Source organism: Lentzea fradiae (assembly GCF_900100955.1).
Classification (GTDB): Bacteria; Actinomycetota; Actinomycetes; order Mycobacteriales; family Pseudonocardiaceae; genus Lentzea; species Lentzea fradiae.
Window position 1 is genome coordinate 198538 of the sequence record NZ_FNCC01000010.1, and the last position, 21710, is coordinate 220247.

The following is a 21710-nucleotide window of genomic DNA, read 5'->3' on the forward strand; positions in this document are numbered from 1 at the left end:
CTGTGCACCTTAAATCCGTTAGGGCGACATCAGTAGCACTCGATGAGGTGACGCGGGAATGATGTTGTGATGGATTCGCTGCCCGCCGCCGTGGCTTCCGCGCTCGACGAGGCCGACAGCGAGACCACCGGCTGGCCCGCCCGCTGGCAGACGCTCACCGCCGTGTCGGTCGAGCTGCAGTCACTGCTGGTCACCGACCCCGGACCCGGTCTGGTCGCGCTCATCGAGGACGTCGCCGGCCAGCTCGCCGCCGCGGCGGGCACGAGCCGCCGCCACCGAGTCGAGCTGGCCGAGCTCACCCACCGCGTCCTCGACACCCATGCCCGCGCGTGCGCGGCGGCCCGCCCCGACCCCGTCCGGCTCGCCGACTGGCTGCTCGACCTGCAGCTGCGCCACCCCGAGGCCCCCGACATCGGCCTGGCCGCCTACGCCGCCGCCCTCGACGACGAGGGCCTCGCGCACTACCGCGACCGCGCCGTGACGCTGTTCGAGCCGCTGCCGGTGATCGAGTTCGGGGAGACCGGCCGCTACGACCGCGCCCGCTGGGCGTTGCTGCGCGTCATGGAGGAGCTCGCCGAGTACACCGAGGACGTCGACCTGCAGCTGCTCGTGCTCACCAAGGACCTGTCCTCGGGCTGGCACTACCTGCAGGTCGCCACCGTGCTGCGGGACAACGGCCGTTCCGGCGAGGCGCTGGAGTGGGTGCGGCGCGGCCTCGACGCCGTCGGCGGCAGGGGAGCGATGCCGCGGCTGCTCGACCTCGCGGTGGAGGAGCACCTGCGCCGCGGCGAGCAGGAGGCCGCGGTCGCGATCTGCCGCGAGGTGTTCTTCTCCCGCCCGAACTTCGATGTCTACCTCAAGCTGCGCGCCCTGGTCGTGCACACCGACGACTGGCCGCCGCTGCGCGCCGAGCTCGTCGACCACCTCGTGCGCGACGGAGGCCGCCTGGCCGTCGAGGTCTACCGGCGCATCGTCGAGGTCGAGCTGGCGCGCCGCGGCATCGAGGAGCAGGAGCTGCTCGTGGAGTGGCTGCGGCAGCTGCGCGGCCTGCAACCCGACGCGTTCGCCGACTACCTCGACCACATCAAGTCCCGCCACGTCGCCGACCGCGAGCTGCTCGACGAGCTGGCCCGCCGCGGCTTCTAGGCGTCCAGGCCGGAGGGGACGCGGCCTGCCCACGGGCGGGCGCGTTCCAGCTGCGCCGACACCGACAGCAGCGTGCACTCGTCGTGGCGGCGGCCCACCAGCTGCACCGCCAGCGGCAGCCCCGCCGCGCTGCGCCCGGCCGGTACCGACGCCGCCGGGTTGCCGGTGATGTTCCACAGCGGCAGGAACGTCGTGTACCGCGCCGCCGCCAGCAACGCGGTCACGACGGAGCGGTCGGCCCACTCGCCCACGCGGATCGGCGGCCGCGTCAGCACCGGTGTCAGCAGCACGTCGACCGAGGTGAACACCCGGTCGGCGTGGGCGGTGAGCGACGCGTCGTGCGCGGTGGCCCAGCGCGTCAGCGCCCGCGGCAGCCGCCTGCCCAGCTCCGCCACGGCACGGGTGCGCGGTTCGAGCAGGTCCGGCAGGTCCATCCCGGCCCGCGCGAGGTGGGCGGTGCGCAGGTACCGCACGGCGAACTGGGTGGAGGCGGTGAGCTCGCGCATCGGTGGGTCCAGCCGCACCACGTCGTGGCCGAGGTCGGTGAGCAGCGCGGCGGTGTCGAGCACGGCGTCGCGGACCTCGCCGGAGACCGGGATGCCGGGGCCCCACGGCCGCAGCGACACCCCGACCCGCAGCCGTCCCGGGTCGGTGCGGGCGGCCTCGGTGAACGTGGTGCGCGGCGGGTGGGCGGCGTCGGCGTCACCGGGCTCCGCGCCGTGGATCACGTCGGCGACCAGTGCCCAGTCGGCGACGGTGCGGGTGAGCGGACCGGCCACGACCAGCCCGCCCCACATCCGCGGCTCCGGCGCGAGCGAGACCCGGCCGCGTTGCGGCTTGAGACCGAACAGCCCGGTCATCGCCGCGGGGATGCGGATCGACCCGGCGCCGTCGGTGCCGATCGCCGCGGCGGCCAGCCCCGCCGCCACCGCCGCGGCCGACCCGCCGCTGGAACCGCCGGGGGAGTGCGTCAGCGACCACGGGTTGCGCGTCGGCGGCGCCCAGGAGCTCTCGGTGAACGGCCACAGCCCCAGCTCGGGCATCCGGGTGCGGCCGATGACCACCGCCCCGGCCGCGCGCAGCCGCCGCACGACCGCCGAGTCGCGGGGCTGCGGAACGTGGGCGGCGTTGGTGCCCTTCGTCGTGGGCAGGCCCGCGACCGCGAGGTCCTCCTTGACCGCGACCGGCACCCCGCGCAACGGCAGGTCAGCGCCCGCGGCGTCGAGCGCCTCCGCCTGCGCGAGCGCCTGCTCGGCGAAGACCACGCGGAACGCGCCCAGCCGCGGGTCGACCCGTTCGATGCGGTGCAGGTGCGCGGCGACCAGGTCACGCGCGGACACCTCGCCGGACCGCACGGCCTGCGCCTGCCTGACGACACCGGCGAAACACAGCTCCGTCAGCTCCATGATCGGTGACCCTAGGTGCCCGGACCGGGCCCGGTCACGCTTCCAGAGGGTCACACCTCCAGAGGGTCACACCTCAGGGGCACGCCTCCGGGTGGCTCACGCGGAGCGGCGGCTGCGGTGCCCGGCCACCGCCACCCGGTTCGCGCACCGGGTGGAGCAGAAGCGGCGCCTGCCGTTGCGGCTGGTGTCGATGAACACCGTGCCGCAGCCCTCCCGGCCGCACCAGCCGATGCGTCCGGCGTCCTCGCAGAACACCGCCGCCATGCCCGCCGCCGTGTACGCCTTGATCCGCACGTCGATCGGCGCGTCCTCGCGCGCGTAGTGCAGGTGCGGCGCGCGGCCGTCGTGGGTGGAGATGTAGTGGGTGGTCGACGACTCGGCGAGCAGCTCGTTGAGCAGGTCGACCTCCGGGGCGCGGAAGACCTGCCGCAGCCGCTCCACCCAGTCCCGCACGTCGCGCTCCTGCCGTGCGGTCAGCGGCACCAGCGGCTTGTAGTCCGACCGCGCCAGCACGTCGTACAGGGCCGTGGCGGGGTCGGCGTTGACCAGCTTCGCGGCCAGCTCCGCCGCCGCCCCGCCGTAAGGGTTGAAATGCACTAGACCATGACATCACGCTGGGGGACATGATCGCCACCTGCCCCGCCTGCCACTGGCCGTGCACCTCCGCCGTCTCCACCCACGGCCCCGTCGCCTACGTGCGCTGCGTGTGCGGGCTGTTCCTCGTCGTCGACCGCGGCACCGTCACCGCGACCGCCGGGACCAGCACGTTCGCCCCCGCCCACCACGACCGTGGTGATCTTGCTAGGGTCGCTGACCGTGAGCCGTCGTGAACTCCTGTGCGACACCGCGATCCAGATCCTCGCGGTGGAGGGCGGCCGGGGACTGACCCACCGGGCCATCGACCGCGAGGCGGGCGTCCCCATCGGCACCACCAAGAACTACTTCCCGACCCGGGAGGCCATCCTCACCGCCGCCGCGGCCCGCATGACGTCCCTGCACCGCGCCGCGGTCGACCGGCTGCGCGAGACCACCCCCGCCGACGTCAGCGCCGCCGACGTCGCCCAGCTCTACCCGGCGCTGCTGCGCCGCGCGGTCGACGGCGACCCCACCCAGATGCTCGCCATGGTCGAGCTCTACCTGGAGGCCGTGCGCAGGCCCGGCGTGCGCGAGGCGCTGTCGGGCATGGTCCTCGCCAACGCCGAGGCCGCCGCCGCGTTGCAACAGGCGGCCGGGCTGCCCTCCACCGTGCGCGACACCGGCCTGCTCGACGCCTACTTCCTGGGCGTCGCGCTCTCCCTGCTCGCCCTGCCGTCGCAGACGCTCGAGACCGTCGGCCTCGACGACCCGTACGCGCTGGGCATCGGCGTGTTCACCGCGACCGCGCCCCGGACGGAGGGCTCCGCGTAGGACGGGGCGGTCAGCCGCGGCGGGCGCCGACGAGCTGGTCGACGGCCGTGGCGACCAGCGCGACCGCGACGTCCGGCGACTTGCCGCAGGAGGCCGGGCGCGCCGGCACGGGCCGCTCGGTCAGCGTCACCCGCCACTGCCGTCCGTCGGCGTGCCGCACCGTCGCCGAACCGGGCGTCTCGGCCACGACCGTGAGCACGTCACGGGTCTCACCGAGCTGCTGCCGCACCGCCACCTCGGCGACCTGGCCGTGCGGCGTGAAGCAGGAGCGTCCCCGGCAGCGGTCGGCGACGATGCCGTCGGTGACCACGCGCTTGGCCAGCTCGTGGTCGATGCGCCCGTACAGGTGGCCCGTGGGCAGCAGCACGCCCGTGGGCGCGAACCGGTGTCCGCCGGTGTGGGTGCACTCCCACAGGTCCAGCGCCGTGGCGATCGGCCGCCCGTACAGCGCGCAGCACACGTCGCGCTTGCTGTTGGTGCAGATCAGCAGCAACGGATCGGTCACCGGCGTGCCGAACGCGGTCGACCGGCCCTGCCCCAGCGCCTCGAAGTCCAGCTCCAGCACCTCCTCCGGGCAGGCGAGGTCGGCCTGCTCCAGCCAGGAGGCGCCGGGCTCGGTGGAGGCGAGGTAGAGGCGGCGGCGCGAGGGCAGGCGATGGTCGGCGTGCCGCCCGGGACGGCGGATCAGCAGCACGCGCACCCCGGTGCCGGCCGCGCGGCGGCCCAGCTCCGCACCCAGCTCGGGGTCGAGGTGGCTCTCGGTCAGCGCGTCACGGCCCCACGGTCCGGGCTGCTCCAGGCACAGCCACGCCGTCGCGGACGCGGCCGTGCCGGCCAGCGGTTCACCCGCGAAGTCGGAGAGCGTCGAGCACCTCATCCGCACACCCTATACCTCCGTTCGGGTGATGACTAAGGCCACCCTTAGCTAAGTTCGGGTACCCGGACCCTCGGGCTTCACCACACGGGCCGACTCGAAACAGGGCGCTGTCGCACAGGGTGGCCGCCGCCCCTACGGTGGGCGGCATGACAACGGTGATCACCGGGGGCAGCCGCGGCATCGGCGCCGCCACCGCACGCAGGCTCGTCCGCGACGGGCACCGCGTCGTGATCGGCTACCGCCAGGCCGCCGACGACGCCCGCCGCCTCGAAGACGAGCTCGGCGTCCTCGCCGTGCGGGCCGACACCACCGACGAGGACGACGTGGCCCGCCTGTTCGACGCCGCGGGCGACGACGTCACCGGAGTCGTCAACAACGCCGGCATCACCTCACCGGCGGGCCCGCTCACCGACCTGCGCACCGCCGACCTGCGCCGCGTCGTCGACGTCAACGTCATCGGCGCCATCCTCGTCGCCCGCGAAGCCGCCCGGCGGATGACCGGCGGCTGCATCGTCAACGTGTCCTCCGGCGCCGCCACCCTGGGCAGCCCGGGGGAGTACGTGCACTACGCCGCCACCAAAGCCGCCGTCGACGCGCTGACCGTCGGCCTGGCCAAGGAGCTCGCCCCGCGCGGCATCCGCGTCAACTGCGTCCAGCCCGGCACCATCCGCACCGACATCCACCAGCTCTCCGGCCTGCCCGACCGCCCGGACCGCGTCGCCGGCCGCGTACCGCTCGGACGCGCGGGCGAACCCGACGAGATCGCGGGCGCCATCGCGTGGCTGCTCTCCGCCGACGCCTCCTACGCCACCGGCGCGATCCTGCGCGTGACCGGCGGAACCTGACCCGCCCGCTACGGCCTTTCGCCTCTGAACCCGCTCCGCACCCGGCCCCTAAGCTTCTGCGACATGCCCGCGCCCGCGCTGTCCGACTTCGTGCTCGCCAACACCACGCTCATCCCCGTGCCGCTGGTGCCCGAGGTGCTCCTGCACAGCGCAGCGGAGGCCATGGACCTGTGGGAGCTCACCGACCACGACCAGCCCCCGTACTGGGCGTTCCCGTGGGCGGGCGGCCAGGCACTGGCCCGGTACCTGCTCGACCACCCCGGCCTCGTGCGCGACAAGAAGGTCTTCGACCTCGCCTCCGGCTCCGGCCTGGTCGCCATCGCCGCCGCGCTCGCCGGCGCCGACGCCGTCACCGCCAACGACATCGACCCGCCGGCACTGGCGGCCGTGCAGCTCAACGCCTCCGCCAACGGCGTCGCGGTCACCCCGCTGCCCGGCGACCAGCTCGACGGCGACGCCCTCGGCGCCGACGTCGTCCTGGCCGGCGACGTCTTCTACGACGCCACGATCACCACGCTCGTCCTGCCGTTCCTGGCCAGAGCCGCCGCCAGGGGAGCGCTCGTGCTGCTCGGCGACCCCGACCGCGCCCACCTGCCACCCGGCCGGTTCGTGCGCTGCGCCCACTACGACGTCCCCGTCCCGCTGACCCTGGAAAGCACCGAGACCCGCGACGCCACCGTCTGGCGCGCCTGACGCCCGCGCTCAGCCCAGCCGTTCCACCACGAACGCGGTCAGGAACCCGGCCGTCAGGCACAGCCCCGTGTAGAGGCGGGCCCGCTCGAAGGACTCGGGGATCATCGTGTCCGCGACCATCGCCAGGATCGCCCCCGCCGCCACCGCCGTGATCACCGCGACCAGCTGGGGCGACGCCCCGTCCAGCAGCACGTTGCCCAGCGCGGCGGCCAGGCCGCCGGCCACCGCGATCGCACCCCACACCCCGAACACGTACCCGGCCCCGCGCCCGGCCGCCTTCATCCCGGCCACGCTCGACAGGCCCTCCGGCACGTTCGAGATGACCACCGCCGCGAGCATCGCCGCCCCGACCCCGCCGCCGCCGAGCAGCGACACCCCCAGCACCACCGACTCCGGCACGCCGTCGAGCAGCGCGCCGACCGCGATCGCCGTGCCACTGCCCGCCTGGTCCGACTCCGACGGCTGGTCACGGCTGCGCTTGCGGTGCCGCGCACCCCGCCGCGCCAGCAGCACGTTCGTCAGCACGTACACCACCGCGCCGCCCGCGAACCCGGCCGAGGTGGCGAGCAGCCCACCGGTCCGTTCCGCCTCGTCCACCAGCTCGAACGCCGCGGCCGCCGTCAGCACCCCGGCACCGAACGCCATCACGACCGCGACGACATCGCGCGGCACGCGCAGGAACCACGCCACCAGCGCGCCCAGCACGAGCGCCCCGCCACCGGCCAACCCCCACAGCCCCGCCTCCACCCACTGCGCCATGAGCCCAGAGTGACCGGCGACGACCCCGCTGACACCTCGGACAACCCAGGTGTGTCCCGGCCAGCTCCTGTCCTAAAGTGCGCGGCATGCTGGAAACCTCGGCCCGCCTGCTGCGCCTGCTCGCCCTCCTGCAGTCCCGCCGCGACTGGCAGGGCAGCGAACTGGCCGACGAACTGCGCATCAGCCCCCGCACCGTCCGCCGCGACATCGACCGCCTGCGCGAGCTCGGCTACCCCGTCAACGCCACCACCGGCTCCTTCGGCGGCTACCGCCTCGGCGCCGGCGCCGAACTGCCCCCGCTGCTGCTCGACGACAACGAGGCCGTCGCCGTCGCCGCCGCCCTGCGCACCACCCCGGTCACCGGACTCGAAGAGATCTCCCTGCGCGCCCTGCTCAAACTCGAACAGGTCCTGCCCTCCCGCCTGCGCCACCGCGTCTCCGCCCTCGAACACGTCGAGCAGGTCCCCCGAGTCCACCAGGCCCCCGCCGTCGACCCGGAACTGCTGTCCACCCTCGCCGCCGTCTGCCGCGACAGCGACACCATCCGCTTCGACTACACCGCCCACGACGGCACCCCCACCCGCCGCCGCACCGAACCCCACCGCCTCGTCAGCTGGGGCCTCCGCTGGTACCTCGTCGCCTGGGACCTCGACCGCGCCGACTGGCGCAGCTTCCGCGTCGACCGCATCAGCCCACCCGCCCCACCCTTCGGCCCCCGCTTCGCCCCGCGCGAGATCGACGCCACCACCTACGTCGCCACCCGCGTCGGCTCCGCCATCTGGCGCTTCCACGCCCGAGTCCTCATCCACGCACCCGCCGCCGACGTCACCGCCCGCATCACCCCCTCCGTCGGCACCGTCACCCCCACCGGCGACACCACCTGCGTCCTGGAGACCGGCTCCGACTCCGTCGAGAACCTCGCCGTGTGGATCGGCATGCTCGGCTTCGACTTCGAGGTCACCTCACCACCCGAGCTCGTGGCACACGTTCGCACCCTTGCGGCCCGCTACGCCCGAGCCGTACAAGACTGAGCATGGCCATCACCGGACGGGACATCGAGCGCCTGCTCTACACCGACACCGCAGACCCCGTCCTGGTCGTGCACGACGGCACAACCCGCATCGTCGCCGCCGCCGAACTCGGCCGCCACACCGGCGCCGTCGTCGTCTGCTCCCGCACCGAGGTCCTGCGCCACGTGGGGGAGCGCGACCTCACCGAGGAGGAACTGTCGGCGATCGCGTCCAGCCTGGAGGCGGCCGTCGAAGACCCAACTCGGCGGCGGCCGCACTGGCCCGTGTGAACACGTCGGACCGAAGGCCCGTTCACCCCGAGAACAACACCAACAGCCCGATCCCGACCAGCACCACCGGCAGCACCACGTGCCCCCACCGAGCCAGCGCCCGCGCCACCACCTGACGTGACGCCAGGAACCACCCGGCCAGGCACCACACGCCCACCAGCGCCAGGAACACCGCCACGTACACCCACAGCGCGTCGGTCACCGCGAACACCGGGACGTACACACCGATGTTGTCGCCGCCGTTCGCGAGCGTCACCCCGGCCATCGCGAGCACACCGGGGGAGGAGACCGGCTCGTCCGAGTCGCCACCCCCGCGCCACAGCCCCCACGCCGCCTTCAACCCGAGAGCCAGGGGGATCAGGCCGAGCCACGGCCGGAACTGCTCCGGCAGCAGCGACGCACCCAGCGCGCCGAGCACCGCCACCACCAGAATCCCGCAGAACCCCAGGTACTGGCCCGCCACCACCCGCCGGACGCCCCGCGCCCGCGAGAAGAACAACGCGAGCAGCACCAGGTCGTCCACGTTGGTCACCGCGAACATGCCCGCCGCCTGACCGGCCACCCCCAGGATCACGGCGCAATTCTGCACCCACCAGAACCGGATAGTTCATCCACAACTGTGCTACCGTCAGAAACGGAAGCGGAATCACTATCCGGATCGAGGTGTCGCCATGACCCGCACCGCACTCGTCACCGCCGGAACCGGAGGCATCGGCCTCCACACCGCACTCGGCCTCGCCCAGGCCGGCCACACCGTCACCATCGTCGGCCGCAACCCCGAACGCGGCACCCACGCCGCCGACACCATCACCAGCCAGACGGGGGAGAAGGCCCGCTACCTCCAGGCCGACCTCAGCTCACTCGACCAAGTCCGCGACCTCGCCCGGCAGATCGCCACCGAAGGACCACTCGACGTCCTCGTCAACAACGTCGGCGCCATGTTCCCCGACCACACCCACCTCGACGGCGTCGAAGCCTCCTTCGTCGTCAACCACCTCTCGCCCTACCTCCTCACCGAGCTCCTCCTGCCCGTCCTCACCACCCGCATCGTCAACGTCACCTCCGGCTCCATCGCCTTCGCCAAGAAGAACTTCGACACCCTCGAACCCCGCGGCGGCTACTACGGCTTCCACTGGTACGGACGCGCCAAGCTCGCCAACCTCACCTACACCCTCGACCTCGCCGAACGCCTCCGCGACACCGGCATCGGCGTCCTCGCGGCCGACCCCGGCGGCGCCGACACCGACATGACCGACGGCAGCAGCCGCACCCCCAAGATCGTCTCCCCACCCCTGCGTCTGCTCTGGCCCCTCGTCCGCCGCGCACTCGAACGCGGCACCTCCGGCCCCGCCTCCCTTGCCGCCCGGCCCTCCATCCGCGCCGCCACCGACCCCACCCTGCCCACCGGCACCGTCCTCGGCCCCGACACCCAGCCCGTCACACCCCACAAGACCGCCACCAACCCCCGCACCATCGCCGCCGTCCGCGCCCTCACCGAGACCCACGCACCACTCCACCGCGTACCGGATGGCCTATCCAATTAAGCTGGCACCATGACGCCACAGCGGAAGGACGCCGCACGCAACTGGGACCGCATCGTCGCCGTCGCCCGCGAACTCGTCGACGAAGGCACCCCACTGCAGCTCAATGACGTCGCCCGCCGGGCAGAACTCGGCGTCGGCACCGTCTACCGGCACTTCCCGACCCCCGAGGCACTCCTCGAGACCGTCGCCCTGCCGCACTTCGAAACCCTCGCCACCCACGGCGAACAGGCACTCCACCACGAAGACCCCTGGCAGGCCCTCACCGGCTACCTCACCCGCCTCGTCGAAGTCCAGGTCGGCGACCCCGCCGTGGCCAAGGTCAGCGCCGGCCACACCGACGTCCTGCCCCGCACCACCGAACTCAGGAAACACCTGATCGACATCGGCACCACCCTGCTCCACCGCGCCCGCGACGCCGGCACCGCACGCGGCGACATCGCCGACGACGACCTGGTCCCGCTCATGTGCGGCATCAGCTACGCCAGCTACGTCCACAGCGACAACGCCACCGATCGGCTCGCCGCCGCACGCCGCTACCTCGACACCCTCCTGCGCGGCCTGCACACCTGACCCACGAGACCAACGAACCCACAAGATCAACGAAACTGGGGGAGAGGGGACTACCAGCGCCCCTCTCCGGTCGCACCGTCGAGCTGCTCCCGCAGGATGTCCGCATGCCCCGCGTGCCGGCACGTCTCCGTCAGCACGCGCACCAGAACGTTGAACAACATCACGTCAGGACGCGGCCACCACGGCACATGCCCGGGCGCGTCCACGGCAAGAGCCGAAATCGTCGCATCCGAATGCGCCAGGTGCTTCACCAAACCCAGCAGGCTCGTCCCGGACGGAACGAGCGCCCGCCGCACGTCCGCCTCACCCAACCCGTCCAGCTTCCACAGCACCGACTCACGCACCTCACACAGATCGTCGTGCAGGTACCGCTTCGCGAAGTCATCGATCATGAACCCGGCACTGCCACGCCAAACGACACGGTGACGAAAGCCAGAAGCGCGACAGGGGACGCAGGGGTCGGCGCGGCGCCGCACGCACCCGTCGTCAGAGACTCGCTGCCGACTCACCGAGGGCCGAGCCGCGACGCGTTGTCGAGGAGCAAGCAGACGTCGTGGATGTCGTCGGCCGTCCGCAGCGGTAGGCGCCGGCCCCAAGGCGGGTGGGAGGGCCCGTAGAGGAGGCTCAGATCCACGTTACTTGACATAATGTAGATTATCGGCGAAACCGCGACCTGCGAAGATCGCCGCCAGAAGTGGTTCGCCCGAAACGGCCTTGTTGGCGCGCCTGCGAACGTCGCCCGGCGGGCAGGCCGAACGCGCTCGCAGGCGCCTCAACATCTCAACCTCGGCGATGCCGGAGCGCGGTCGGCACCGACGAGTCGTCAGTGAGACGTACGCGGCGGGGCGTCATTACGCTCACGATCCCCGACAAGTGACGCCACCTGGTCCAACGTCCGGCGAACCCCACAGCGAACCCGGACTAAACGGACATTTCATGCATAATCGCCATTATCCAGCACAGAGCACACCGAGCACAGCACGCCGAGAGCCGGAACTCTCGGCAAACCTCGCCGGGGACTCGTGCCTGGTGACATCGTCCCGCCAACCGGCCCCGCCCGCAGATCGCTCCGCCCCGCTCTGACCTCGGACGAGCCCGCACCCCCACCGGGTGGGTCCGAACGGGTCCTCCCCTCCCCTGCGGCCGGAATTGTCGGTGCCGTGGGGTACAAGATCCATATGCACGTGCTCGCCGCCCAGGACGCCTTCTTCCTCGCCCGCCGGACCCGCAAGGACTCGCCGCACACCACGGCGGCCTACCAGCGGGATCTCGCCGGGGTGACCGCGCTGCTGGCCGAGACGCTGTCCCGGCCAGCCGAGGAGCTCGTGGTGCAGGACCTGACGGGGGCGAACCTGCGTCACGCGTTCGGGTTGTTCGCGGACACGCATGCGCGGAGCTCGGTGTTGCGGGCGTGGTCCACGTGGAATCAGTTCCTGACGTTCTGCGTGGCGGAGGACCTGATCGCCGGTAACCCGATGGGGGCGGTGGCGCGGCCGAAGACGCCTCCGCTGGTGCCGAAGCCGTTGCGGGGTGAGGACACGCCGGAGCAGTTGCTGACGGCGGCCGCGGAGGGGGCGCGCAAGGGGCGTGACCCGTGGCCGGAGCGGGATGTGCTGGTGATCGCGCTGGGGTTGGTGGCGGGGTTGCGCAGTGCGGAGATGCGGACGTTGACGCTGGCGAGCGTGGTGGGGCGGGAGGGTGATCGGCGGTTGCACGTGAAGGGGAAGGGCAACCGGGACCGGTCGGTGCCGATCGAGCCGCCGATGGAGCGGATCGTGGAGGCGTATCTGGCGAGTTGCCGGCGGCGGTTTCCGCAGGGGCGGTTCGACCGGGACAGCGCGTTGTTGCGGGATCGGCATGGTGAGCCGATCGGGCGGGGTGGGTTGGAGTACCTGGTGAAGTCGTGTTTCCGGTGGGCGGGGTTGAACGACCGGGTGCCGACGGGGGCGAACTTGCACGCGTTGCGGCATACGTTCGCGACGCGGCTGGCGGAGGACGGGGCGTCGGCGAGCGAGATCATGGCGTTGCTGGGGCATGCGAGTTTGGCGACGAGTCAGAACTACATCGAGGCGACGGCGCGGGAGCGGCGGGCGGCGGTGGCGAGCAATCGGACGTATCGGGCTTTGCGGGACATGTAGCGGGGTTCCAGCGGGGTGCGGGACTCTCGGTGCGGAGCGTGTGGCCGGGGGTCGCCCGTGTGTCGTGCGGTTGGGCCGAGTGGGTGACCTGGTGGTGCGAAAACCGCATTTCAGGGGTACCCAATGAGAATGAGATCCGTGTGGCGTGGGGCCATCTCCTTCGGGTTGGTGACGATCGCCGTGCGCCTTTACACGGCTGTCGAGGAGCACGACTTCCGTTTCAACCAGGTGCACCGTGAGGACGGCGGGCGCATCAGGTACAAGCGTGTGTGTTCGGTGTGCGGTGAAGAGGTGGAGTACTCGGAGATCACCAAGGGCTATGAGCTGGACGACGGCCGGATGGTGATCATGGAGCCGGAGGACTTCGAGAAGCTGCCGGTGAAGACGGACAAGTCGATCGAGGTGCTGGAGTTCGTGCCGGTGGAGGAGATCGATCCGATCTTCTTCCAGAAGACGTATTACCTGGAGCCGGACAAGGCGGCGGCGCGGCCGTACGTGTTGTTGCGGGACGCGTTGGTGAAGACGGGTCAGCTGGCGGTTGTGAAGATCACGATCCGGCAGAAGGAGACGTTGGCGACGATCCGGGCTCGGGATGACGTGCTGGTGATGCACACGATGTTGTGGCCGGATGAGATCCGGAAGGCGGAGTTCGACTTCCTGGACGCGGACGTGGAGGTGCGTCCGCAGGAGTTGAAGATGGCGACGTCGCTGGTGGAGTCGATGGCGGGTGACTTCGATCCGGACACGTTCACCGATGACTACCGGGATGCGCTGGAGAAGGTGATCGCGGCGAAGGCGGAGGGTGCTGAGCTGCCGGAGCAGCCGGAGGCCGAGGACAAGGGCGATGTGATCGACCTGATGACGGCTCTGGAGCGGAGTGTGGAGAAGGCGAAGGCGGGTCGTAAGGGGTCTGGGAAGAAGTCGGTGCCGAAGAAGAAGGCTTCGTCGGCGTAGTGGCGGGGCTTGACGAGTATCGGCGGAAGAGGGATCCGGCGCGGACGCCGGAGCCTGTGCCGGGTGCTGGGGACTTGCCGCGTGGGGACGATGACACGTTCGTGATCCAGGAGCATCACGCGTCGAGCTTGCACTGGGACGTGCGGTTGGAGCGTGGTGGGGTTTTGGTGTCGTGGGCGGTGCCGAAGGGGTTGCCGCCGACGACGGACGTGGTGCGGTTGGCGGTGCACACCGAGGATCACCCGTTGGAGTACGCGGAGTTCTCGGGTGAGATTCCGAAGGGTGAGTACGGCGGCGGGGAGATGTTGCTGTGGGACCGCGGCCGGTACGAGACGGTGAAGTGGTCTGACCGCGAGGTCGATGTGGTGTTGCGCGGTCAGCGGGTGCGGGGGCAGTTCGTGTTCTTCCGGTCGGGTGGGGACGGGAAGAACTGGATGGTGAAGCGTCGGCATGCTGCGGCGCGGCCGGACTGGCAGGTGTTGCCGGAGTCGGTGAAGCCGATGCTGGCGGTGCCGGGGCCGCTTCCTTCCGATGACGACGACCAGTGGGCGTACGAGTTCAAGTGGGACGGGGTGCGGGCGGTCCTGCGGGTCGAGGGTGGCCGGGTGCAGGCGTGGTCGCGGCTGGGCAACGACATCACGGTGGCGTATCCGGAGTTGCAGGCGCTGGGGGCGCAGCTGGGGGCGACGGAGGCGTTGCTGGACGGGGAGATCGTGGCGTTGCAGGGTGGTCGGCCGAGTTTCAGCGCGTTGCAGAACCGGATGCATGTGAGCAAGTCGGATGCGGCGCGGCGGGCGGCGCGGCGGTATCCGGTGACGTTGTTGTTGTTCGATCTTCTGCATTTGGACGGGACGTCGTTGGTGCAGTTGCCGTTGGTGAAGCGGCGTGAGTTGTTGGAGGGGTTGGAGCTGCGGGGGCCGCATTGGCTGACTCCCCCGTCGTACGACTCGGACGGGGCGGCGGTGCTGGCGGCGAGTCGTGAGCAGGGGCTCGAGGGTGTGGTGGCGAAGCGGCTGGACTCGGTGTATCAGCCGGGGGTGCGGTCGCCGGTGTGGCGCAAGATCACCGATTTGATGGCGCAGGAGGTGGTGATCGGGGGCTGGCGGATGGGTGAGGGCAAGCGGTCGGGGGTGATCGGGGCGTTGTTGCTGGGTATTCCGCGGGGTGACGGGCTGGCGTTCGCGGGGTCGGTGGGCACGGGGTTCAACGATGCGGAGCTGGCGGTGCTGACGCCGCGGTTGAAGGCGTTGGCGCGGCGCTCGTCGCCGTTCGTGACGGAGATGCCGCGGGAGCGGTCGCGGGGTGCGAGGTGGGTGGAGCCGGAGCTGGTGGCCGAGGTGGTGTTCCGGCAGTGGACGCCGGACGGGCGGATGCGGTTTCCGGCGTGGCGGGGGTTGCGGCCGGACAAGTCTCCTGAGGAGGTGCGGCGGGTTGAGTGGTGACGGGCCGAACGAGGTCTCGGTGCGGGTCGAGGACCGGGTGGTGAAGCTGACGAACCTGGAGAAGGAGATGTATCCGGAGTTCGGGTTCACCAAGGGTGAGGTGATCGACTACTACACCCGGATCGCGCCGGTGCTGCTCCCCCATCTGAAGGATCGTCCGGTGACGTTGAAGCGGTTCCCGAACGGGGTGGACGGGAAGTGGTTCTTCGAGAAGAACGCGGCGGAGCACCGTCCGGGGTGGGTGCGGACGATGCGGTTGGAGTCGCCGGGGTCGGTGAAGGGCAACGAGACCGTCAACTACGTGATGGTGGACGAGCTGGCGACGTTGGTGTGGCTGGCGAACCTGGCGGCGCTGGAGTTGCACGTGCCGCAGTGGACGGTGGGTCCGCGTGGGGGGAAGCGGGATCCGGATCTGCTGGTGTTCGACCTGGATCCGGGTGCGCCGGCGTCGTTGGTGGAGTGTTGCCGGGTGGCGGAGCTGGTGCGCACGGTGCTGGATGACGACGGTGTGGACGCGTGGGCGAAGACGTCGGGGAACAAGGGGTTGCAGGTGTACGCGTATGCGCCGGCGAAGGACACGTCGGAGTATGCGAAGGGGGTGGCTCGGCGGCTGGCGAAGGAGGTTCCGGAGCTGGTGGTGTCGACGATGGCGAAGGCGCAGCGGCCGGGGAAGGTGTTGATCGACTGGTCGCAGAACAACCCGGCGAAGACGACGGTGGCGCCGTACTCGTTGCGGGCGCGGGAGCGGCCGACGGTGTCGGCGCCGGTGACGTGGGACGAGGTCGAGGAGTGTCAGGTGGTGGAGGACCTGGTGTTCACGGCGGGTGAGGTGCTGGAGCGGGTGTCGGCGGCGGGTGACCTGTTCGGGTCGTGAGGTGTGTGGGTGGCGGGGCCACGCGCGGGTCAGCCCGCCTGCCTGCTCAGCCCGCCTTGTCCGAACCGGCGCCGGTACTGCGACGGTGTCAGGCCCGTCTCGCGGCGCAGCACCGTGCGCAGTGTCGTGGCGGTGCCCAGGCCGGTGCGGCGGGCCACGACGTCCAGGCGCGACTCCCCCAGCTCGATCAGTCTGCGGGCGAGCGTGACGCGTTCGCCGGTCAGCCAGGCCAGCGGGGTGGTGCCGAGCTGGGCGCGGAAGCGGCGGTGCAGGGTCGCCGGGCTGATGTTGGCGTGGGCGGCCAGTGCGGGGACGGTGAGGGCGGTGTCGAGGTGCTGTTGTGCCCAGGCGAGCAGGGGTGCCAGGGACTCGTCGGGCAGTTCGGGCACGGGGCGTTCGACGAACTGGCGTTGGCCGCCGTCGCGGTGGGCGGCGAAGACGAGGCGGCGGCTGACGGAGGCGGCGACCTCGGCGCCGTGGTCGCGGCGCACGAGGTGCAGGCCCAGGTCGAGGGCGGCGGCGCTGCCCGCGGAGGTGAGGATGTCGCCGTCGTCGACGAACAGCACGTCCGGTTCCAGCCGCACCGCGGGGAAGCGGGCGCGGAACTGCTCTGCCCACTGCCAGTGCGCGGTGGCGCGGCGGCCGTCGAGGACTCCGGCTTCGGCGAGGGTGAACGCGCCGCTGCAGAACCCGACGAGCCGCGTGCCTCTGGTGTGGGCGCGGCGGACGGTGTCGAGCACTTCGCGGCGGCGGGGTGTGTCGATGTCGGGCCGGTTGGGCACGATCAGCGTGTCGGCCTGGTCGGCCGCGTCCAGGCCGGCGACGCCGGTGAGGGTGAAGAACCCGTCGCGCATCACCGTGCCCGGGTCGGGTGAGCACAGGCGGAAGTCGTAGAGGTCGCGGCCGAGCTCGGGGCGGCGCAGGCCGAACACCTCGGTCGCGCAGCCCAATTCGAACGGGTTGGAGTTCGCGTCGACGATGACGACGACCCGGTGCGAGGATTCTTGCGGCATGTGCGATTCCTAGCACTCACGGCCGTGCGGTGGTGGGCGTCAGGCTGGTCGCATGATCGAACCCATCGCCCTGGACGACGCCCTGGCCTCCTTCGAGGCCCTGTGGAGCCCGCGCATCGTCACCCGTGTCAACGACTACGACGTCCGTGTCGCGAAGGTCTCCGGTGAGCATGTCTGGCACGTTCACGACCACACCGACGAGTTCTTCCTGGTCCTGGGTGGCGAGCTGCACTTGGCCCTGCGCGAGGCGGGCGGTGAACGCACCGTCGTGCTGCCTCGCGGGTCGGTGTTCACCGTGCCGCGCGGCACCTACCACCGTCCGTCGGCGCCTGGTGGCGCGTCGATCCTGATGTTCGAGCCTTCCGGCACTCCGACTGTCGGTGACCGCCACGATGGTGAGGTCCCCGCGCACGTGGACGCGACGACCGGCCACGAATTGCACACCTGAGGGCGTGGGGTGCGTCAGAATCACGCGGTGTGAGGTTCGGGGTGCTGGGGCCGGTCGAGGTGCGCGGCGATCAGGGGGTGGTCGCGGTGGCGGCGCCCCGGCAGCGGGCCCTGCTCGCGTTGCTGGCGCTGGAGGCGGGCCGTGTCGTCGGGCACGACCGGCTGGTCGATGGTCTCTACCCCGAGCCGCCCTCCGGTGCCGTCAACGCGTTGCAGTCGCAGGTCTCGCGGTTGCGCCGGAGCGTGCCGGGGCTGCTGGTCGAGCACCACCCCGCCGGCTACCGGCTGGTCGCGGACCCGTCGGACGTGGACGCGCACCGCTGCGCCGAGCTGCTGGATGCCGGGCGGGGCGCGCAGGCGCTGGCGTTGTGGCGCGGCACCGCGCTGGCCGATGTGGACGCGCCGTTCGCCGAGCAGGCGCGGCACCGGCTGACGGAGCTGTTCGTGCGCAGTGTGCTCGCCGGTGGCACGATCGCGGACCTGTGTGAGCTGCTGGCGCGGCACCCGTTGCGTGAGGACGTGCGGGCCGCGGTGATGCGGGCCTTGCACCGCGACGGTCACACGTCCGAGGCGTTGCGGGTGTTCGAGCAGGGACGGGCGCTGCTGGCCGACGAGCTCGGCGTCGACCCCTCCCCCGTGCTGGCCGCAGCGCACGTGGAGGTGCTGCGGGCGGCCGCGCCGCATCGGGGCGTGCCCGAGCAGCTGACCAGCTTCGTCGGCCGCGATGACGACCTGCGCCGTGTCACCGCGCAGCTGGCCGGGCACCGCCTGGTCACGCTCGTCGGGCCCGGCGGCACCGGCAAGACCCGGCTGGCCGCCGAGGTGGCCGCCCGTGACCGGGGAGAGGTGGCGTTCGTCGATCTCAGCGCCACCACCGACGTCGCGCGTGCTCTGCTCGACGGTGTCGGTGCGCGCGAGGCCGGGCTGCTCGACGGCGCGGCGGCCGGGGTCGAGCAGCGGCTGCGCGCCGCCCTGTCGGCCCGCGAGATCCTGCTCGTCGCCGACAACTGCGAGCACGTCGTCGACGAGGCCGCCCGTGTGCTCGGCGGCCTGCTGACCACGTGCGCGGGCGTGCGGGTGCTCGCGACCAGCCGTGAACCGCTCGGCATCACCGGTGAGACGCTGCATCCCGTCACCGGTCTGGACGAGGCCGCCGCCGCCCGCCTGTTCGGTGACCGGGCGCGGGCCGTCGCTCCCGGTTTCACCGGCGAGCACGCCCTGGTCGCCGAGGTGTGCCGGCGGCTGGACGGCATCGCGCTCGCCGTCGAGCTGGCCGCCGCCCGCGTGCGGACGTTGCCGCTGAGCGAGATCGCCGCCCGCCTCGACGACCGGTTCCGGTTGCTCTCGCACGGCCCCCGCACCGCCGCGCCCCGGCATCGCACGTTGCACGCCGTCGTCGAGTGGAGCTGGGAGCTGCTCGACGACGCCGAACGCGACCTGGCCGCCCGTTTCACCGTGTTCACCGGCAGCGCGTCGCTGGCCGCGGTCACCGCCGTCACCGGCTCCGACGTCGGCGTGCTCACCTCGCTGGTGGACAAGTCCCTGGTCGAGATGCACGGCGACCGCTACCGGATGCTCGACACCATCCGCGCGTTCTGCGCCGCCCGCGCACCCGATCTGCGCGCCCGTCACGCCCGCTGGTTCCTGGACCGGGCGCGGGAGGCCGAACCGCACCTGCGTTCCCACGACCAGGTCCGGTGGCTCGCGAGCCTCACCGCCGACCACGACGACCTCGTCGCCGCCGTCACCTGGGCCACCGGCCACGACCCGTGCCTGGCGTTGCGGCTGGTCGCGGCCCTGTCGACCTACTACTGGTTCCGCGGCCTGCGCACCGAGGCCGCCACCAGGGCCGAGGCCGTGCTGCGCGCGTGCGGCGAGACCCCGCCGCCCGGCTTGGAGCAGGAGTACGCGCTGTGCCTGCTGATCGCCTGGCCCGTCGCGACCGGCGACCAGACCGCGCGCATCCGCCAGGCCGACGCCCTCACCCACAGCCTCACCGGGCCGCCGCGCTTCCCGATCATGACCATGATGTGGGGCATGGCGCTGGGCGCGCCCGAGAGCGGCTCCCCGGTCTGGCACCACCGCACCCGCATGCTCGGCGACGACCCGTGGAGCGCCGCGCTCGCCCTAGTCGGCGACGGCCTGATGGCCCGCCAGAGCGGCGACCAGGCGGCGGGTGAGCAGCTGCTGCGGCGCGGCGCGCAGGCGTTCACCCGCATCGGTGACCGGTGGGGTGCGGCGCTGGCGTTCGCGCAGCTCAGCGAGCTCACCCTGGCCTCGGGCGACGCGGTGGCCGCGCTGGAGCACGCCGAACGGGCCCGCGCTCTGCTGCGCGAGCTCGGCGCCACCGAGGACACCGCCGAAGCCGTCACCGCCCGCGGCCACGCCCGCCTCGCGGCCGGTGACCTCGACGCGGCCCGCACCGACTTCGGCGTGGCGCTGAAGCTGGCGCGCCGCTCGGGGGCGCTCGTCGTGCAGGCAGGCGCCCACCTCGGCCTCGCCGGGCTCGCCCGCCGCGCCGGGGACCACACCGCCGCCGCCGCGGAGTGCGACAGGGCCTGGGAGCTCACCCCCGGCGGCTGGTACGGGCCCGACGAGCTGCGCTGCCACATCGCGGCCGAACGCGGCCGCATCGCCGCGGCCGCCGGCGACCACGGCGCGGCACGCCGGCACTTCGAGGACGCGGTGCTGCGCGCCGCCGGTCAACGCAACCGCGTCACCGAAGCCGCCCTGCGCGCCGAGCTCGACGCTCTGCCGTCCGCTACAGCGTCGGCGCCGCGTCCACCAGCGCCCGCGTGTAGTCGTGTGACGGGCTGAGCAGCACCTGCCCGGCCGGGCCCTGCTCCACGACCCGTCCCCGGTGCATCACCGCGACCCGGTCGGCGACCTGCCACGCCAGGCCCAGGTCGTGGGTGATCAGCAGGCACGCCAGGCCCAGCTCGCGGCGCAGCCGCAGCAGCAGCGCCACGACCTCCCCGCGCACCGACGCGTCCAGCGAGGCGACCGGTTCGTCGGCCACCAGCAGCCGCGGCCCCAGCACCAGCGCCCCGGCGATCACCACCCGCTGCTGCTGCCCACCCGACAGCTCGTGCGGCAACGCGTCCAGGTACAGGCTCGCCGGACGCAGCTCCGCCCGTTCCACCGCCTCCGCCACCCGCGCGTCCAGGTTGTCGGTGAGGCCGTGCACGCGCAGGCCCTCCGCGACCGCGTCGGCCACCCGGTGGCGCGGGTTGAGCGCGCTCGCCGGGTCCTGCAGCACCAGCTGGACCTGGCGGCGCAACGCCTTGAGCGCCTTGCCCTTGGCCGGCACCGGCACGCCGTCGAACAGCACCTGACCGGACGAGGGCGCGCGCAGCCCCATGATCGTGCGGGCCAGCGTCGTCTTGCCGGAACCGGACTGGCCCACCAGCGCCACGATCTCGCCCTGGCCGACCTCCAGGTCCACGCCGTCGACCGCGCGGGTGCGGCCGTAGTCGACCACCAGGTCCCGCACCGCCAGCAACGGCTCCCGCGTGGACTCCGGGCTGGGTTCGGTCCAGCGGTGGGCCGGGTCGCCGATCACCGGGAACGCCGCCGCCAGCGCCGCCGTGTGCGGGTGCCGCGGCGCGGCGATCACCTCGCGGGTGCGGCCGCGTTCCACCACGGCGCCGCGGTGCATCACCGCGAGATCGGTGCAGGTGGAGGCGAGGACCGACAGGTCGTGGCTGATCATCAGCAGCCCCAGGTCCTGCTCGGCCACCAGCCGTGTCAGCACCCCCAGCACCTGCGCCTGCACCAGCACGTCCAGCGCCGTGGTCGGTTCGTCCGCGACCACCAGCCGCGGCCGGCACGCCAGCGCCATCGCGATCATCACCCGCTGCTTCTGCCCGCCCGACAGCTCGTGCGGGTAGGCCCGCGCCTTGTCCCGGGGCAGCTCCACCTGCTCCAGCAGCTCCGCGACGCTGCCCGGGGTGCCGTGCAGCCGCATCGGCTCGGCGATCTGGTCACCGACGCGGCGCACCGGGTTGAGCGAGTGCATGGCGCCCTGGAACACGATCGACGCCGAGGACCACCGCACCGCCCGCAACCGGCCCCACGACATCGTCCCGACGTCCTCGCCGTCGAGCAGCACCTGCCCGTCGACCCGCGCGGACTTCGGCAGCAGCCGCAGCACCGACATCGCCACCGTCGACTTGCCCGACCCCGACTCACCCGCCAGCCCGAGCGTCCGGCCCGGCGCGAGCGTCAGCGACACGTCGTCCACGACCCGCTTGGACCCGTGGTGCACGGTGAGGTTGCGCAGCTCCAGCACCGGT

General features: G+C 72.3%; 22 protein-coding genes and 1 pseudogene. 15 read left to right on the forward strand and 8 right to left on the reverse strand.

The window, feature by feature from the left end:
• The first annotated feature begins 69 nt into the window (after positions 1–69).
• The gene (locus BLT23_RS24360; protein WP_090052491.1) at positions 70–1146 is read left to right on the forward strand and encodes a tetratricopeptide repeat protein; all 1077 of its coding nucleotides are present in this window, start codon (positions 70–72) and stop codon (positions 1144–1146) included.
• Here BLT23_RS24360 and BLT23_RS24365 read toward each other — a convergent pair.
• Both BLT23_RS24365 and BLT23_RS24370 read right to left on the reverse strand, forming a co-directional pair.
• Positions 1143–2552: an amidase family protein gene (locus BLT23_RS24365; RefSeq protein WP_090052493.1), complete on the reverse strand. Its 1410-nt coding sequence runs from the start codon at positions 2550–2552 to the stop codon at positions 1143–1145. The genes BLT23_RS24360 and BLT23_RS24365 overlap by 4 nt on opposite strands.
• A 96-nt stretch (positions 2553–2648) precedes the next feature.
• Positions 2649–3149 carry a CGNR zinc finger domain-containing protein gene (locus BLT23_RS24370; RefSeq protein WP_090052495.1) on the reverse strand — a complete coding sequence of 167 codons (501 nt, stop codon included), beginning with the start codon at positions 3147–3149 and terminating at the stop codon, positions 2649–2651.
• A gap of 26 nt (positions 3150–3175) precedes the next feature.
• Here BLT23_RS24370 and BLT23_RS40125 point away from each other — a divergent pair, with 26 nt between their 5' ends.
• Together BLT23_RS40125 and BLT23_RS24375 are read left to right on the forward strand one after the other, a co-directional pair.
• A complete protein-coding gene (locus BLT23_RS40125; RefSeq protein WP_143036020.1) occupies positions 3176–3382 on the forward strand; it encodes a hypothetical protein in 207 nt (68 codons plus the stop codon).
• Positions 3369–3959 (forward strand): TetR/AcrR family transcriptional regulator, encoded by a 591-nt coding sequence (locus BLT23_RS24375; RefSeq protein ID WP_245744133.1) that lies wholly within the window; start codon positions 3369–3371, stop codon positions 3957–3959. The genes BLT23_RS40125 and BLT23_RS24375 overlap by 14 nt, the downstream gene beginning before the upstream one ends.
• A gap of 10 nt (positions 3960–3969) precedes the next feature.
• On the opposite strand, the gene BLT23_RS24380 is transcribed toward BLT23_RS24375, so the two are convergent.
• On the reverse strand, positions 3970–4836 hold the full coding sequence (locus BLT23_RS24380; protein ID WP_090052497.1) for a ferredoxin family protein: 867 nt from the start codon (positions 4834–4836) through the stop codon (positions 3970–3972).
• 146 nt (positions 4837–4982) lie between these two features.
• Between BLT23_RS24380 and BLT23_RS24385 the strand changes: the two genes are divergently transcribed.
• Both BLT23_RS24385 and BLT23_RS24390 read left to right on the forward strand, forming a co-directional pair.
• Positions 4983–5681 (forward strand): SDR family NAD(P)-dependent oxidoreductase, encoded by a 699-nt coding sequence (locus BLT23_RS24385; RefSeq protein WP_090052499.1) that lies wholly within the window; start codon positions 4983–4985, stop codon positions 5679–5681.
• A 63-nt stretch (positions 5682–5744) separates the two neighbouring features.
• Positions 5745–6374, forward strand: coding sequence for a class I SAM-dependent methyltransferase (locus tag BLT23_RS24390; protein ID WP_090052501.1), 630 nt, complete (start codon positions 5745–5747; stop codon positions 6372–6374).
• A 9-nt stretch (positions 6375–6383) separates the two neighbouring features.
• Here BLT23_RS24390 and BLT23_RS24395 read toward each other — a convergent pair whose 3' ends face one another.
• Complete coding sequence (locus BLT23_RS24395; protein WP_090052503.1) at positions 6384–7133, reverse strand: ZIP family metal transporter; 750 nt, start codon at positions 7131–7133, stop codon at positions 6384–6386.
• A gap of 86 nt (positions 7134–7219) precedes the next feature.
• On the opposite strand from BLT23_RS24395, the gene BLT23_RS24400 reads away from it, so the two are divergent.
• Both BLT23_RS24400 and BLT23_RS24405 read left to right on the forward strand, forming a co-directional pair.
• Entirely contained in the window at positions 7220–8164 is a 945-nt protein-coding gene (locus BLT23_RS24400) for a helix-turn-helix transcriptional regulator (RefSeq protein ID WP_090052505.1), read from the forward strand.
• A 2-nt stretch (positions 8165–8166) separates the two neighbouring features.
• Entirely contained in the window at positions 8167–8433 is a 267-nt protein-coding gene (locus tag BLT23_RS24405; protein WP_090052507.1) for a hypothetical protein, read from the forward strand.
• 22 nt (positions 8434–8455) lie between these two features.
• Here the strand turns inward: BLT23_RS24405 and BLT23_RS24410 are convergent, their stop codons facing one another.
• Complete coding sequence (locus tag BLT23_RS24410) at positions 8456–9007, reverse strand: cadmium resistance transporter (RefSeq protein WP_245744134.1); 552 nt, start codon at positions 9005–9007, stop codon at positions 8456–8458.
• A gap of 97 nt (positions 9008–9104) precedes the next feature.
• On the opposite strand from BLT23_RS24410, the gene BLT23_RS24415 reads away from it, so the two are divergent.
• Together BLT23_RS24415 and BLT23_RS24420 are read left to right on the forward strand one after the other, a co-directional pair.
• Entirely contained in the window at positions 9105–9977 is an 873-nt protein-coding gene (locus BLT23_RS24415; RefSeq protein WP_090052509.1) for an SDR family NAD(P)-dependent oxidoreductase, read from the forward strand.
• A 9-nt stretch (positions 9978–9986) separates the two neighbouring features.
• Entirely contained in the window at positions 9987–10547 is a 561-nt protein-coding gene (locus tag BLT23_RS24420; RefSeq protein ID WP_090052512.1) for a TetR/AcrR family transcriptional regulator, read from the forward strand.
• Positions 10548–10618: 71 nt separating this feature from the next.
• On the opposite strand, the pseudogene BLT23_RS24425 reads toward BLT23_RS24420, so the two are convergent.
• A pseudogene (locus BLT23_RS24425) lies at positions 10619–10939 on the reverse strand (mycothiol transferase); the annotation flags it as partial.
• A gap of 768 nt (positions 10940–11707) precedes the next feature.
• Here BLT23_RS24425 and BLT23_RS24430 point away from each other — a divergent pair.
• From BLT23_RS24430 to ligD (BLT23_RS24445), 4 genes are all read left to right on the forward strand, one after another.
• Complete coding sequence (locus BLT23_RS24430; protein ID WP_090052516.1) at positions 11708–12685, forward strand: tyrosine-type recombinase/integrase; 978 nt, start codon at positions 11708–11710, stop codon at positions 12683–12685.
• Between the two features lie 129 nt (positions 12686–12814).
• Positions 12815–13639, forward strand: a complete 825-nt coding sequence (gene ku / locus BLT23_RS24435; protein WP_090052518.1) for a non-homologous end joining protein Ku — start codon at positions 12815–12817, stop codon at positions 13637–13639.
• A complete protein-coding gene (gene ligD, locus BLT23_RS24440) occupies positions 13639–15081 on the forward strand; it encodes a non-homologous end-joining DNA ligase (protein ID WP_090052520.1) in 1443 nt (480 codons plus the stop codon). Before ku ends, ligD (BLT23_RS24440) begins: the two co-directional genes overlap by 1 nt.
• Positions 15071–15955 carry a non-homologous end-joining DNA ligase gene (ligD, locus tag BLT23_RS24445; RefSeq protein WP_245744135.1) on the forward strand — a complete coding sequence of 295 codons (885 nt, stop codon included), beginning with the start codon at positions 15071–15073 and terminating at the stop codon, positions 15953–15955. Before ligD (BLT23_RS24440) ends, ligD (BLT23_RS24445) begins: the two co-directional genes overlap by 11 nt.
• A gap of 29 nt (positions 15956–15984) precedes the next feature.
• On the opposite strand, the gene BLT23_RS24450 is transcribed toward ligD (BLT23_RS24445), so the two are convergent.
• Complete coding sequence (locus BLT23_RS24450) at positions 15985–16968, reverse strand: GlxA family transcriptional regulator (protein WP_090052522.1); 984 nt, start codon at positions 16966–16968, stop codon at positions 15985–15987.
• Between the two features lie 52 nt (positions 16969–17020).
• On the opposite strand from BLT23_RS24450, the gene BLT23_RS24455 reads away from it, so the two are divergent.
• Together BLT23_RS24455 and BLT23_RS24460 are read left to right on the forward strand one after the other, a co-directional pair.
• Positions 17021–17416, forward strand: coding sequence for a cupin domain-containing protein (locus tag BLT23_RS24455; protein ID WP_090052524.1), 396 nt, complete (start codon positions 17021–17023; stop codon positions 17414–17416).
• 29 nt (positions 17417–17445) lie between these two features.
• On the forward strand, positions 17446–20232 hold the full coding sequence (locus tag BLT23_RS24460) for an AfsR/SARP family transcriptional regulator (protein WP_090052527.1): 2787 nt from the start codon (positions 17446–17448) through the stop codon (positions 20230–20232).
• Here the strand turns inward: BLT23_RS24460 and BLT23_RS24465 are convergent.
• The gene (locus BLT23_RS24465) at positions 20177–21706 is read right to left on the reverse strand and encodes an ATP-binding cassette domain-containing protein (RefSeq protein ID WP_090052528.1); all 1530 of its coding nucleotides are present in this window, start codon (positions 21704–21706) and stop codon (positions 20177–20179) included. The two genes, BLT23_RS24460 and BLT23_RS24465, sit on opposite strands and share 56 nt — an antisense overlap.
• Between the last annotated feature and the right edge of the window lie 4 nt (positions 21707–21710).

Excerpts from the sequence above, each read along its gene's own strand:
- BLT23_RS24360 (WP_090052491.1), top strand. The coding sequence starts at position 70 with ATGGATTCGCTGCCCGCCGCCGTGGCTTCCGCGCTCGACGAGGCCGAC.
- BLT23_RS24365 (WP_090052493.1), bottom strand. The coding sequence starts at position 2,552 with ATGGAGCTGACGGAGCTGTGTTTCGCCGGTGTCGTCAGGCAGGCGCAG.
- BLT23_RS40125 (WP_143036020.1), top strand. The coding sequence starts at position 3,176 with ATGATCGCCACCTGCCCCGCCTGCCACTGGCCGTGCACCTCCGCCGTC.
- BLT23_RS24380 (WP_090052497.1), bottom strand. The coding sequence starts at position 4,836 with ATGAGGTGCTCGACGCTCTCCGACTTCGCGGGTGAACCGCTGGCCGGC.
- BLT23_RS24385 (WP_090052499.1), top strand. The coding sequence starts at position 4,983 with ATGACAACGGTGATCACCGGGGGCAGCCGCGGCATCGGCGCCGCCACC.
- BLT23_RS24390 (WP_090052501.1), top strand. The coding sequence starts at position 5,745 with ATGCCCGCGCCCGCGCTGTCCGACTTCGTGCTCGCCAACACCACGCTC.
- BLT23_RS24395 (WP_090052503.1), bottom strand. The coding sequence starts at position 7,133 with ATGGCGCAGTGGGTGGAGGCGGGGCTGTGGGGGTTGGCCGGTGGCGGG.
- BLT23_RS24400 (WP_090052505.1), top strand. The coding sequence starts at position 7,220 with ATGCTGGAAACCTCGGCCCGCCTGCTGCGCCTGCTCGCCCTCCTGCAG.
- BLT23_RS24405 (WP_090052507.1), top strand. The coding sequence starts at position 8,167 with ATGGCCATCACCGGACGGGACATCGAGCGCCTGCTCTACACCGACACC.
- BLT23_RS24415 (WP_090052509.1), top strand. The coding sequence starts at position 9,105 with ATGACCCGCACCGCACTCGTCACCGCCGGAACCGGAGGCATCGGCCTC.
- BLT23_RS24420 (WP_090052512.1), top strand. The coding sequence starts at position 9,987 with ATGACGCCACAGCGGAAGGACGCCGCACGCAACTGGGACCGCATCGTC.
- ku (WP_090052518.1), top strand. The coding sequence starts at position 12,815 with ATGAGATCCGTGTGGCGTGGGGCCATCTCCTTCGGGTTGGTGACGATC.
- BLT23_RS24450 (WP_090052522.1), bottom strand. The coding sequence starts at position 16,968 with ATGCCGCAAGAATCCTCGCACCGGGTCGTCGTCATCGTCGACGCGAAC.
- BLT23_RS24455 (WP_090052524.1), top strand. The coding sequence starts at position 17,021 with ATGATCGAACCCATCGCCCTGGACGACGCCCTGGCCTCCTTCGAGGCC.